10 protein-coding genes are annotated in these 12,618 nt (G+C 65.0%); 3 read left to right on the plus strand and 7 right to left on the minus strand.

Going from position 1 to position 12,618, the window contains the following annotated elements:
* Entirely contained in the window at positions 1-2,682 is a 2,682-nt protein-coding gene (gene alaS / locus XH89_RS12580) for an alanine--tRNA ligase (RefSeq protein ID WP_194467362.1), read from the plus strand.
* A gap of 5 nt (positions 2,683-2,687) precedes the next feature.
* Positions 2,688-3,914: a cyclic nucleotide-gated ion channel gene (locus XH89_RS12585; RefSeq protein ID WP_194467363.1), complete on the plus strand. Its 1,227-nt coding sequence runs from the start codon at positions 2,688-2,690 to the stop codon at positions 3,912-3,914.
* 4 nt (positions 3,915-3,918) lie between these two features.
* Here the strand turns inward: XH89_RS12585 and XH89_RS12590 are convergent, their stop codons facing one another.
* From XH89_RS12590 to XH89_RS12600, 3 genes are all read right to left on the minus strand, one after another.
* Positions 3,919-4,464: a DUF3455 domain-containing protein gene (locus XH89_RS12590; RefSeq protein ID WP_194467364.1), complete on the minus strand. Its 546-nt coding sequence runs from the start codon at positions 4,462-4,464 to the stop codon at positions 3,919-3,921.
* A 105-nt stretch (positions 4,465-4,569) separates the two neighbouring features.
* Positions 4,570-5,784 carry an NADP-dependent isocitrate dehydrogenase gene (locus XH89_RS12595; protein ID WP_194467365.1) on the minus strand — a complete coding sequence of 405 codons (1,215 nt, stop codon included), beginning with the start codon at positions 5,782-5,784 and terminating at the stop codon, positions 4,570-4,572.
* A 215-nt stretch (positions 5,785-5,999) separates the two neighbouring features.
* Entirely contained in the window at positions 6,000-7,727 is a 1,728-nt protein-coding gene (locus XH89_RS12600; protein WP_194467366.1) for an alpha/beta fold hydrolase, read from the minus strand.
* Between the two features lie 299 nt (positions 7,728-8,026).
* Between XH89_RS12600 and XH89_RS12605 the strand changes: the two genes are divergently transcribed.
* Entirely contained in the window at positions 8,027-9,226 is a 1,200-nt protein-coding gene (locus XH89_RS12605; protein WP_194467367.1) for a TrmJ/YjtD family RNA methyltransferase, read from the plus strand.
* Between the two features lie 131 nt (positions 9,227-9,357).
* Here the strand turns inward: XH89_RS12605 and XH89_RS12610 are convergent, their stop codons facing one another.
* From XH89_RS12610 to mddA, 4 genes are read right to left on the minus strand one after another with little or no spacing between them, the layout of a single operon-like run.
* Entirely contained in the window at positions 9,358-10,110 is a 753-nt protein-coding gene (locus tag XH89_RS12610; RefSeq protein ID WP_194467368.1) for a hypothetical protein, read from the minus strand.
* 35 nt (positions 10,111-10,145) lie between these two features.
* Positions 10,146-11,123: an NADPH:quinone oxidoreductase family protein gene (locus XH89_RS12615; protein ID WP_194467369.1), complete on the minus strand. Its 978-nt coding sequence runs from the start codon at positions 11,121-11,123 to the stop codon at positions 10,146-10,148.
* Positions 11,120-11,758: a LuxR family transcriptional regulator gene (locus XH89_RS12620; protein ID WP_246767820.1), complete on the minus strand. Its 639-nt coding sequence runs from the start codon at positions 11,756-11,758 to the stop codon at positions 11,120-11,122. Before XH89_RS12620 ends, XH89_RS12615 begins: the two co-directional genes overlap by 4 nt.
* Positions 11,755-12,510, minus strand: a complete 756-nt coding sequence (gene mddA / locus XH89_RS12625; RefSeq protein WP_194467370.1) for a methanethiol S-methyltransferase — start codon at positions 12,508-12,510, stop codon at positions 11,755-11,757. The genes XH89_RS12620 and mddA overlap by 4 nt, the downstream gene beginning before the upstream one ends.
* Positions 12,511-12,618: the final 108 nt, after the last annotated feature.

Consider the following 12,618-nt stretch of genomic DNA (forward strand, 5'->3'; position numbering starts at 1 on the left):
ATGAGCGGCGTCAACGAGATCAGGTCGACCTTTCTGAACTTCTTTGCCGAGAACGGCCACGAGATCGTGTCGTCCTCGCCATTGGTGCCGCGCAACGATCCGACGTTGATGTTCACCAATGCCGGCATGGTGCAGTTCAAGAACGTCTTCACCGGCGTCGAGAAGCGGCCCTATCAGCGCGCCACCACGTCGCAGAAATGCGTGCGCGCCGGCGGCAAGCACAACGACCTCGACAATGTCGGCTACACCGCGCGCCATCTCACCTTCTTCGAGATGCTCGGCAACTTCTCGTTCGGCGACTATTTCAAGGAGCGCGCGATTGAGCTGGCCTGGAAGCTCATCACCAAGGACTTCGGGCTGAACAAGGACAAGCTGCTCGTCACCGTCTACCACACCGACGACGAGGCGCATGGGCTCTGGAAGAAGATCGCCGGCTTCTCCGAAGACCGCATCATCCGCATCCCGACCTCGGACAATTTCTGGGCGATGGGCGACACCGGCCCGTGCGGTCCGTGCTCGGAGATCTTCATCGATCGCGGCGACCACATCTGGGGCGGCCCTCCGGGCTCGCCGGAAGAGGACGGCGACCGCTTCCTCGAGTTCTGGAATCTCGTGTTCATGCAATACGAGCAGGTGACGAAGGAGGAGCGCGTGGATCTGCCGCGTCCCTCGATCGACACCGGCATGGGGCTGGAGCGCATGGCCTGCATCATGCAGGGCGTCGACAGCGTGTTCGAGACCGACCTGTTCCGCCATCTGATCGATGCGACTGCCTCCGCGCTCGGCAGCGGGCCGACCGAGCAGAACGTCGCCTCGTTCCGCGTCATCGCCGACCATTTGCGTTCCTCCGCCTTCCTGGTCGCGGACGGCGTGCTGCCCTCGAACGAGGGCCGCGGCTACGTGCTGCGCCGGATCATGCGCCGCGCGATGCGCCATGCGCAGCTCTTGGGTGCCAAGGAGCCGCTGATGCATCGGCTGGTCTGGGCGCTGGTCCGCGAGATGGGCCAGGCCTATCCCGATTTGATGCGCGCGGAGAATTTGATCGAGGAAACGCTGCGTCTCGAAGAGACCCGCTTCCGCAAGACTCTGTCGCGCGGCCTCGCCATCCTTGATGAGAAGAGCGCGTCCTTAAAGAAGGGCGACATGTTCGACGGCGACGTCGCCTTCACGCTGTACGACACCTATGGCTTCCCGCTCGACCTGACGCAGGACGCGCTGAAGTCGCGCGGCATCGGCGTCGACCAGGCCGCGTTCACCGACGCGATGGAGCGGCAGAAGGCCAAGGCGCGCGAGTCCTGGAAGGGTTCGGGCGAAGCGGCCTCCGAAGCGATCTGGTTCCCGCTGCGCGAGAAGCTCGGCGCGACTGAATTTTTGGGCTACGAGACCGAGAGCGCCGAGGGCGTGGTCTCCGCGCTGGTCAAGGACGGTGCGGAAGTTTCCAGTCTCAAGGCTGGCGAGGCTGGCGCGATCGTGCTGAACCAGACGCCGTTCTATGCGGAATCGGGCGGCCAGGTCGGCGACACCGGCGTGCTCATGGGTGAGGGCGGGGTCAAGTTCCGCGTCACCGACACGCAGAAGAAGCTCGGCGATTTCTTCGTGCATGTCGGCACCGTCGAAAGCGGCGAAGTGAAGGTCGGCACCGCGCTGCAGCTCGAGGTCGATCATTCCAGGCGCTCCTCGATCCGCGCGCATCACTCTGCGACGCATCTCATTCACGAGGCGCTGCGCCAGGTGCTCGGCGACCACATCGCCCAGCGCGGCTCGATGGTCGCGCCGGACCGCCTGCGCTTCGACTTCGTGCATCCGAAGCCGATCACGGCGGACGAGCTCGCCCGCGTCGAGGACATCGCCAACGACGTGGTGCTGGAGAACGACGAGGTCACGACGCGCGTGATGGGCGTCGACGAGGCCCGCGAGGCCGGTGCGCGCGCGCTGTTCGGCGAGAAATATGGCGACGAAGTCCGCGTCGTCTCGATGGGCAAGACCGCGCGCGAGCGCGGCACTAACGCGCTCGGCTGGTCGGTCGAGCTCTGCGGCGGCACGCATGTCAGGCGCACCGGCGATATCGGCCTGATCACGCTGACCGGCGAAAGCGCGGTGGCTTCCGGCGTTCGCCGCATCGAGGCGCTGACCGGCAACTACGCGCGCCGGCACGCCAACGAGACGATGGCGCTGGCGAAGACCGCAGCCAGCGAGCTGCGCACCTCAATCGACGACGTGCCCGCGCGCATCGCCGCGCTGATGGAGGAGCGCAAGAAGCTCGAGCGCGAGCTCTCCGACGCCCGCAAGAAGCTCGCGATGGGCGGCGGCGCGTCCGCCGGCGGCAATGGTGCAGCCTCGGGCGTGCGCGAGGCCGGGGGCGTCAAGCTGATGGCGCGCGCGGTCGAGGGCATCGAGATGAAGGATCTCAAGAGCCTCGCCGACGAGGCCAAGAAGCAGATCGGCTCCGGCGTCGTCGCCATCGTCGGCGTCACCGAGGATGGCAAGGCCGGAATCGTGGTCGGTGTCACCGCGGACCTGACCGCGCGCTTCAATGCCGTGAACCTGGTGCGCGTCGCGTCCGAGGCGCTCGGCGGCAAGGGCGGCGGCGGCCGGCCCGACATGGCGCAGGCCGGTGGCCCGGACGGCGCCAAGGCGACCGAGGCGCTGGCCGCGATCGAAAAAGCGATGGGAGCTGCGTAGACGTCATGCGCCTCGTTCCGCGAGGACGTGGGCTTCGCGATCCGAACTTGAGGGATCGCCTCTATGAATTGCTGGAGCACGATCCGCTCGCCTATTCGATCGGATCGCGCTTCATCCAGCTGATCATCGGCGCCATCGTGCTCAACGTCGCCGCGATGGTCCTTGCCTCGGTGCCGGAGCTGGATGCGCGGTTCGGCATGCTGTTCTCCGCGATCACCATCCTCTGCGTCGTCGTGTTCGCGCTGGAATATGCCGCGCGGCTCTGGACGGTGGCCGGCCATACGCCGCGCAAGGGCTCGCCGTCCGCGGACCGGCTCGGCTACGTCTTCTCCGCGCTTGGCGTCATCGACCTCATGGCATTCGTGCCTGCCGCAATCGTGCTGGTGACCGGGCGGCACGCGACGCTGGCGGCGCTCGGCGTGCTGCCATTCTTCAAGCTGGTCCGCTACTCGCCGGCGATGCGCTCGCTGCTCGCGGCCGTGCATGCCGAGCGGCGCGCGCTGATCGGTTGCCTCGTCATCCTGGCCGGCGCGGTGCTGACCTTCGCCTCGCTGCTCTACGCCATCGAGCGCGACGTGCAACCGGACAAGCTTGGCACCATTCCGCAAGCGATGTGGTGGGCGATCGTGACGCTCGGCACCGTCGGCTATGGCGACGTCGTGCCGGTGACGGCGCTCGGGAAGATCATCTCGGTCTTCACCATCATTTCAGGCTTCGCCATGATTGCGCTGCCGGTTGCGATCATCTCGACCGCCTTTGCGGAAGAGGTGAAGCGGCGCGACTTCGTCGTGACCTGGGGCATGCTGGCCCGCGTGCCGCTGTTCTCGCATCTGGCGGCGTCCGACATTGCCGATATCATGCGGCTGCTGCGAGCCCGCACCGTCGAGCAGGGCGAGATTCTGGTGCGGCGCGGGGATGATGCCTCGTCGATGTATTTCATCACCGCGGGCGAGGTCGAGATCACGTTGCCGAACCAGCAGGTGCGGCTCACGGACGGCACCTTCTTCGGCGAGATCGCGCTGCTGCACAAGACCAAGCGCAGCGGCACGGTGACCGCGACGCGCAAGACGCGGCTGCTGGTGCTGGACGCGCAGCATTTCCACGCCCTGATCGAGCGCATGCCGACGCTCGCCGCCCATGTCCACAACACCGCGAAAGCGCGGCTCGGGGAGACCGGCGATCTGGCTGCAACGGAACTGGCGCAGGCCGAGCGCGAGGACACCGACCGCTGAGCGGTCAGCCCTTCTTCAGGAAGATGTAGGTGGCGGAGTAGGGCACGCTCTTGAAGTCGCCGGCTTTGTCGCAAGCGCCGTCGAGTTTGCCGCCATGGGTGAGGACGCGCTGGACTGTCGTGACCTCAGAAAGTAAGCCGCTGCCGCGTCGCGAGGTGACCTCCAGCTTCAGCCGGGGAATGTCACTGTCGGTTTCGCCTGGAGCGCTGCCCGTAACCTTGCCGGTGACGGCGCTACTGTCCTGATGTTCCCAATTGGGCCCGGCATAATGCCGGCCGACCGTCTTCCCGTTCTCGAGCAGGGTCGCGATCGGCTCCCGGAAGCTCCACGCGAGCTTCCCGTCTGCGGCTGGTTTGCATTCATAGATCTGCGCGCCCTCGGCAAACAGAACCGCGACCGTTTGCTCGCCGGGAGCCTGGATCGCTTCCGGGAAGCCGACAAGTCGAATTGCCCCGCGCGGGGCCTCGGCTTGTCCGGGGTCGGCAGCCGTTGCCGGCCCGGCTATGGCGGCGAACAACAACAGGCATGGGACGGCAAGCTTGGTCGACATGGTTGCATCTCTCCGCAAAGGGCTCTCAAAAAAAAAACGGGCCGCGCTTTCAAACGCGGCCCGTGATGATGTCTGGCCCAGTCGGGCGAAAATGCGGATGGCGGCTTAGGCCGCCATCGCCTTCACGAGGTTGTCAGCGACCTTGTCGAGGAAGCCGGTGGTCGACAGCCAGCGCTGGTCGGCGCCGACCAGGAGCGCGAGGTCCTTGGTCATGTAGCCTTCCTCGACGGTGTCGACGCAGACCTTCTCCAGCGTGGTCGCGAACTTGGCGAGCTCGGCGTTGTTGTCGAGCTTGGCGCGGTGAGCGAGGCCTCTCGTCCAGGCGAAGATCGACGCGATCGAATTGGTCGAGGTCTCCTTGCCCTTCTGGTGCTCGCGGTAGTGACGGGTCACGGTGCCGTGGGCAGCTTCCGCCTCGACGGTCTTGCCGTCGGGGGTGAGCAGCACCGAGGTCATCAGGCCGAGCGAGCCGTAGCCCTGCGCGACCGTGTCGGACTGCACGTCGCCGTCATAGTTCTTACAGGCCCAGACATAGCCGCCGGACCATTTCAGCGCCGAGGCGACCATGTCGTCGATCAGGCGGTGCTCGTAGGTCAGGCCCTTGGCGTCGAACTCCTTCTTGAACTCCTTGTCGAAGATCTCCTGGAAGATGTCCTTGAAGCGGCCGTCATAGACCTTGAGGATGGTGTTCTTGGTCGAGAGATAGACCGGATAGCCGCGCAGCAGACCGTAGTTGAAGGAGGCGCGGGCGAAGTCGATGATGCTGTCGTCGAGATTGTACATCTCCATGGCGACGCCGGCGCCCGGAGCCTTGAACACTTCCTTCTCGATCACGGTGCCGTCCTCGCCGACGAACTTCAGCGAGAGCGTGCCCTTGCCCGGGAACTTGATGTCGGTGGCGCGGTACTGGTCGCCATAGGCATGGCGGCCGATGATGATCGGCTTGGTCCAGCCGGGAACCAGGCGCGGCACGTTCTTGCAGATGATCGGCTCGCGGAAGATGCAGCCGCCGAGGATGTTGCGGATGGTGCCGTTCGGCGACTTCCACATCTGCTTGAGGTTGAACTCCTTCACCCGGGCCTCGTCAGGGGTGATGGTGGCGCACTTGACGCCGACACCGACCTTCTTGATCGCCTCGGCGGCGTCGATGGTCACCTGATCGTTGGTGTGGTCGCGGTACTCCATGCCCAGGTCGAAATATTGCAGCTCGACATCCAGGAACGGGTTGATCAGCTTGTCCTTGATGTACTGCCAGATGATCCGGGTCATCTCGTCGCCATCGAGCTCGACGACGGGATTGGATACCTTGATTTTTGCCATGATCGGGGAAGCCTCTTGGGTCGGCGCTTTTGGACGGCCGCGGTGGAAATCTCCCGCGCTATAGCACCGCCCGGGGGCGGGCGGAAGCGGAGCGGTTATGCACTTTCAGCCCATCTTTTCGCCGAGGTCAGTCATTCCGACGAGGCCGGAATGACCGATGTCGCACCCTGTTTAGGCACCTGCCCCGAGCGAGCCGGCGCCGTCCGAGAACGCCTCTAAAAGGCGGCCTGGGTGGCCGTGCCCGCCACGATGTACCAGGTCACGAACAGGCCCGAGATCAGGGCACCCGGCAGGCTCGATCCGGTCCGTCGCCAGGTGAAGGTGGCGATCACGGCGACGATCGCCAGCAGCGGCACGAACTGGATCGCGACGATGGTCGAGAGGGGCACGAAGCCGGGGTCGGGCAGCGGGTTGAACAGCTTTCCGGTCAGCCAGAGCGTGCCGTATTGCAGGACCAGCAGCACGATGAAGCCAAACGTGAGCGCCAGGATATTGGTCACGTAAAGCGCCAGTCGCGGTGCCTCCATGGTCGAGAAATTCCGGTGCAGCACGTGCAACGCCACGACGAAAAACGCCGTGAATGGAATCAAATAGATCAGGAAGATCAGAACCTGCTTCGGGTTCATCAGCTTCAGCGCGATGATCCAGAAGCGGAAGTCGATCTTGAAGGCGAGGTCGGCGAGCCACAGCGCGGCATAACCAACCGCGACCGAGGCAACCGCGATCACGAGCGACTGGCCGAGCAGCCCGGCCCGGCCCTTGCGCTTTGGGGCGAAGCCCATCAGCGCCAGCGTGATCAAGCCGTTGATGATGGCCCAGATCAGGATCTGGTTGGTGATGCCCTGCGGCAGGAATGCCGACGGCGTCACGAAGGTGCCGCCCAGCGCAAACGCCGGGTAGTAGGTCAGCGCTGGGATGAAGGCCGAGAGGATGAACGCCGTGGTCCAGCGCCGGCCCGTGGCGGCCTGATGCGGCGGCATGGTGCCGTCTGGGACAGCAGGCAGGCGCAGGCGGGAGAACATTGACGCCTCCAGCAGGCCATCGAAGGTGCCGATCAAGAGCACAACGAAACCGACAAGCGCGATCAGCGTGCCGAGCTCCTTGCGGAACCAGATCTGGTCGTCGGCCGGCCGCGGCGTTCCGCCCTGGAGCGTTTTGGCGAACCAGTCGAGGCTGTAGCCGATCGCCTCATGCGAGATGTGCTCGGCCGGATGCGTGATCGCGGGCGTGTACAACACCCGTGCGGTACCGGCCACCGGGTCGCCATAGACCTTGCCCGGCTCGACCGGCCCCTGCGTGCCGAACATTGCCCACAACTTCGGGCTCTTGGTGACATCGCGGGCGAGATCGATGCCCCACATCAGAGTGGAGAATTCCTCGTATTGGGCAAACACCAAGGCGGTGTTGCGCGGCCAGCTTGGTGTGCCGTCGGCCGCGAATGGCTTCCCGGTCGAGGAGCCCTCCAGCACCATCGACTTGTAGTCGTTTGGCATCGCGGCGGCTGCGGCCAGGACCGTCCAGCCGCCCATCGAGTGGCCCTCGAGGCCGATATTGGCCTTGTCGACCATGTCGAGGCTGCGGAGATAGGCGAGGCCATCGGGGCCGCCAAAGCCGTTGGCGAAAGCGGGCGGGTCGCTATAGCCATGGCCGGTCTGGTCCAGCGCCAGCACGACATAACCGCGGCGGGCGAATTCGATGGCGAAGCCGTCCTGGGTCTCGCGCGAATTGATGTAGCCGTGGACGGCGAGGATGCCCGGTGCCGGGGTCTGCGCGGTGGCATTCGCGGGGATGTAGAGCAGGGCACTCATTGTGTTGCCCTTGGCGCCCTTGAACCTGACATCCTGGATCCGGATGCCGCCGGCGGTTTGCGTCAGATGGGCGATGAGGCCGCCCGCTACGATCAGGACCAGTCCCAGAAGCGCCAATTTCCATCGGCTCAGCATCGCCATCCCCCCACTCAATTGTTGCTTCAGCTCAGGCCTTTCGGCTTCGCTTTGGTTGTGGTTGATAGCCATATCCGAAAGCAAAGCGCGCGCAAGCCGGGCGGCGAAATCGTCCCCAATTGAGGTGCGATTGCGGTTTCGCAAACGCCGCTAACCCTGTTATCTCCACTCAAGAAATTGCGTCGCACGGAAGGCGGGCCGGCGGCGCGGATGAAGGCTTGGATCAGCGTCTTCGGACTGGAGTTCAACCTCCTTCGGAAGCTGAACGAGACGAACGCTGAACCAGAAAGTGAACTGAGATGTCCGGCACCGACAAGACCAAGGCAGGGCTCGCCCTCGACGGCCCCATCGTGATCCTGGTCGAGCCGCAGCTCGGGGAGAACATCGGCATGGCCGCGCGCGCCATGGGCAATTTTGCGCTCGGCGCTTTGCGTATCGTCAATCCGCGCGACGGCTGGCCGAACATCGCCGCGCAGCGGGCCGCCGCTGGCGCCGACCACATCCTGGAAAAGGTCGAACTGTTCGACACGGTCGCGCAGGCGGTCGCCGACCTCGATTTGCTGTTCGCCACCACCGCGCGGCCCCACGACCAGGCCAAGCCGGTGGTGGCACCGGAGGCGGCCGCGGCTGAGATCGCCGGGCACGTCGCGACCGGCGGCCGGGCTGGAATCCTGTTCGGCCGGGAGCGCTGGGGCCTGACCAACGAGGAGGTCGGGCTCTCCAACCGCATCATCACCTTTCCGGTCAATCCGGGCTTTGCCTCGCTCAACCTCGCCCAGGCCGTGCTGCTGGTCGGATATGAATGGTTCAAGCTGATGACATCAGGCGAGCTCCCGCATGCCATGCCGGAACGCTCCGAGCGTGCCTCGCAGCACCAGATGCAGGCCTTCTTCGACAACCTCGTGCGCGAGCTCGACCGTGTCGAATTCCTGCGCCCGGCCGAGAAGCGCGACACCATGCTGGTCAACCTGCGCAACATCTTCAGCCGGATGGAGCCGACCAAGCAGGACATGCACACCCTCCATGGAGTCGTCATGGCGATCGCTGAGGGACGCAAAGGCCCGGCCAAGGGCGGCGTGCTCGACGGAGAGCAGGCCACGCGCCTGCGCGCGCTTCTGGCCGAGCATGGGCAGGCCGGCGGCGCGCCCGACAGCGGCTCGACCGTGCGTGGCCTTGCTCGCCTGCTCCGCCGCAACCCAACTGATGCCGAGCGCCTGCTCTGGCAGGCGTTGACGCGCGACCGCCGCTTTGCAGGAGGGTTCAAGCGCCAGACCCCGGTCGGCCGCCACATCCCCGACTTCGTCTCGTTTCCGCATAGGATCGCGATCGAGCTGGTCAATCCGGGCGAGGGCGAGACCATCGCCGCAGACCGCGCGTCGCGGCGGGCGTGGCTGGAGGCGCGCGACTATCGGGTGCTGGAGATTCGTGCCGCGGATGTGGAGCGCGATCTGGAGACGGAGCTGGTGCGGCTGCAGGGGATGATCGAGCAGGCGACCTAGAGTTCGTCACGCACAGGTCGCGTAGGGTGGGCAAAGCGGAAGCGTGCCCACCATCTCGATCAATGAAGCGAAGTGGTGGGCACGGCGCTATGCGCCTTTGCCCACCCTACGAAACCGTCACTACGAGACCGTCATCCGCGTCCGAGCTGCACCTCGCGCTCCACGGCAATCCACGTCGTCTTCGCCGCCGCTAGCAACCTCCCACCCTCATCATGCAGCGCGGCCTCGGCCATGCGCTTGCGGCCGTCGCGGCCGGTCGGCCATGCCGTGATGATGCAGCGGTCGCCGGGATGCGGGCGGGTTTCGATGCGCGCGGACATTCGTCCCAGCAGGAGTGGGGTCCGGTCGATGGCGCTGCTTTGAGGATCACAATTGCAGGCAAAGCCGGTGGGACAGTCCAGTGCTGACCAGAGAAACTCCGGCGCGACCAGGCCGTCGTCGGCGGCGAGGTTTGGATCCGGGACCCAGCTCGCTGCGAGAACGGGACTTTTCGTGGGACGTCCGAGTGGTCCGGCGAAGATACGCAGGCCGTCTCCCTCAGCCCTGGCGGTGCCGCAGACGAAACAGGTCGGAAGCGGATGCTCGTGCGGCTTGGCCAGCGTCCGCGATTCGGCGGCGCAGGCTTCTTCGAAGCTGGCTGTTTCCAGCCTCGTAAGCTCGATATTCACCGCGCGCCCGGTCGCAACAAGTTTGGCGCCGTCGCGAAGCTCCCATGTGCCGTCATCAGTTGCGCTCGTCGCGAGCGGGGTATCCAGCGGAGGCGGCGCGCGCAACGTCACTTCAGCGCCGCCGGGAATGTGCTGGGCCAGCCGGCCGCAGACATAGCCGCCATTGCCTGAGTTCGGCGGACCGCAAAACCGTTTGTCGATGATGATCCCGGTCAACACTTGCCTTCCTGTCCTGTCATTCCATGCGCACTCTAGCGGATCTTGAGCACAATTCTTCCCTGAACCGTCCTGTTGGCCACAGCGCGCATAGCCTCGCCAGCCTCCTCCAAAGGGAGGAGGCGATCGATGTGCGGGCGGATCTGTCCGTCGGCCAGCCATTGCATCAGTGTGTCGTTCATGTGTGCTGCCGCGGCAGAAAATCTTTCCGCCCAGGCGCCGAGGAAGACGCCGATGATGGCATAATTCTTCAGAAGCGGCAGGTTCATCGGGATCTGTGGAATCACGCCGCTGGTGAAGCCGATCGGAATCAGCCGGCCGTCCCAGTTCATCAGCCGGGCCATCTGCTCGAGGATCGTACCGCCGACATTGTCGAAGCCGATATCGATGCCTTGGCCTGAGGTGATCGACTTGATCCGGTCGCGCAGATCTTCATTGCGATAATTGATGACCTCGCCGGCGCCGTAGCGGCGCACCAACGCGGCCTTGTCGTCGGTGCCGACGCCGGCGATGACGCGCAGACCGAGATGGCGGCCGAGGTCGACGGCGGCAAGCCCGACACCGCCGGCGGCGCCGGTGATGAACACGGTCTCGCCGGCTTGCGCCCGGGCCCGCTCGACCAGTGCATAATAGGCGGTGCCGTAGACGTGCAGGACCGTCGCAGCCGCTTCGAACGGGACCCCGTCAGGCAGGCGCACGCTCTTGGATTCCTTGGCGACCATCCGTTCGGCGTAGCCGCCGGTCCAACTGCTGCAGGCCACGCGATCGCCGGGGGCGAATTGCGTGACCTTGTCGCCGACCGCGACGACGGTACCTGAAGCTTCCGTGCCGGGCACGAAGGGCAGGGGCGGCCGCATCTGGTAGAGGCCGGAGACCAGCAACTGATCCATGAAGCTGACGGAGGCCGCATGGACGTCGATGAGGATTTCGTCGTCGGCAGGCCTCGGCTCGGCGATCTCACCGAGGCGCAAACCCTGCGGTCCAGTGAACGAGCTGCACAGCACGGCTCTCATTGCGCCTCTCCCAGGCGCCGCAGCGGCGTCGCATATCCCGCGACAAGCTTGACGAAATCGGCCTGCCGCGCGGTACCGGTCTTTTCAAACAGACGATTGACGTGCGTTCTGATCGTCGTGGTGGCGACGCCGAGCGCAGCGGCCACGCGCGGAATGCCGCCGAGCTCGACGATCGTGAGCAGCACGCGCAATTCGGTCGGGGTCAGCTTGAACGCCTTGGCGATCGCCTCGGAGCGGGACGGTATCGTCAGGGCCGCCTTGCGCACGAACAAGGCTATGACAGCGCCGTAAGCTATTCCGGCGCGGCGGCGCGGGCCTGACGTCAACGGCAGGACATGGGCGACATAGCGCTGTCCGTCCGTCCCGATCATTGGCACGGCGCTTCCACTAGCGTCCAGGACGAATGCCGAGGCATGTCGCAAGGCCTGGTTCACGACGGGATCGCCGGCCGTCAACTGTCCGCGCGTCTGATGCAGGATGTGGCCTGCATCGAGAAGAACCTGCCCGGCCGTGTTGGCGTGTACGAGATTTCCGTCCGCGTCGAGGAGATAGAGACCGATGTCGAGCCCATCGAGCGTATCGGCGAATGTGGCCGCCTCTGCGGACATGCGGGGGACGGGAAACATCGCGTTCATCGCGGCGCTCCTTCGGCCTGGCGGCGCATGAAAAGACGCGGCACCAGCATGGGAACGCGGCGGCGATAATCCTGGTAAGTCGCACCGAACGCGGCGATCAGATCCCGCTCCTCGAGCTGGAGCGCGAGCAGGATGTAGGCGGTGTTGGCAAGCGCGAAAAGGAGATGGCCAAGAGTCATCACGGGCGTGGCCCAGAATGCGAGCAGAAAGCCCAGCATCAGCGGATGCCGCACGATCTTGTAGAATAGTGGCGTCCGGAACGATTGACGTGGCATCTCGGTCCCGCGCCATGCGACGAGAGCCTGGCGCACGCCAAACAGATCGAAATGATCGATCATGTGGGTCGAGGCAAACGCGATCAGCCAGCCGAGCCAATGCACTGATATCAGCAGCCAGGCCGCAAGCCCGTCCGTCTGCCAGATCACTGATGGGATCGGACGCCACTGCCAGAACAGCAACAGGAGGATCAGGCTGGAGAGCAGCACATAGGTGCTGCGCTGGCAGGCCGGGGCAAGGAATTTGGCCGACCATCGCTTGAAGGCCGGGCGCGCCATGACGCTGTGCTGGACCGCAAACAGGCTCATCAGCAGCAAATTGACGACAATGGCCTCGCCTGCATTCGCAGGGTTGCCGAGGTCGATCGACTTCGGCACGACATAATTGCCGACAAAACCGAGCGCATAGAGAAATGAGATCGTGAACAGGGCGTAGCTCACGAGGGCGTAGAGCAGGATCAGAAGGCGCGAGACCATGTTTTTTCCTATTGTGCCTGATAGAGCGGTGCCGCATGCAGGAGCCTGAATTGCTCGCCGGCGATGGGGCTCGAACTGGTCCGACGGCTACCGCTCGACCGTCCCCTG

The organism is Bradyrhizobium sp. CCBAU 53340 (assembly GCF_015291645.1).
Classification (GTDB): domain Bacteria; phylum Pseudomonadota; class Alphaproteobacteria; order Rhizobiales; family Xanthobacteraceae; genus Bradyrhizobium.